Consider the following 617-nt stretch of genomic DNA (forward strand, 5'->3'; position numbering starts at 1 on the left):
GGTCACTCCAACGCCGCACCCGGTACGGAGATCTCCACCCGCGCTCGCTCGTCCGGTAACTTCGTGACGACCGCCACCGCAACTGTCATGGAAGACGACAACGGTGACCGGTACTTCGAGGCCAGCTACGACTTCGGTGACTACAACCCTGGCATCGAGTTCACGCTCCGCGGAACGGACCCACTCCACAGCAACATCGGCTACGACGTCCGTGACGAGATCGACTCTGTTCTCGTTGAGGATACGACGGAAGACGAGTCTGAGGAAGAAGAGGACGAGTCTGAAGAAGAGGAATCCGAAGAGGACGAATCTGAAGAAGAGGAATCCGAGGACGAATCTGAGGACGAATCTGAGGACGAATCTGAGGACGAATCCGAAGACGAATCCGAAGACGAATCCGACGATGAAGATGAAGTCGAGGATGACTCCGACGACGAGGAAGAAGATGACGACGATGGCACGCCCGGCTTCGGCGCCGCCGTCGCCGCCGTCGCACTCCTCGCCGCTGCGATGCTGGCACTCCGCCGCCAGGACTAAGCAGCTACCCTAACTACCGGACTTCGTTCCGGTCCTTGCCGCACTTTCCTTTTATCGAACGCTACCCCACACAGCGACAG

General features: G+C 58.8%; 1 protein-coding gene. It reads left to right on the plus strand.

The features are described 5' to 3' along the window. Window positions 1–537: BGTF surface domain-containing protein (locus AC6I6L_RS20680; RefSeq protein ID WP_497919665.1), on the plus strand; the 537-nt coding region annotated here is incomplete at its 5' end. Window positions 538–617: the final 80 nt, after the last annotated feature.

The organism is Halosolutus sp. DAT137 (assembly GCF_059736405.1).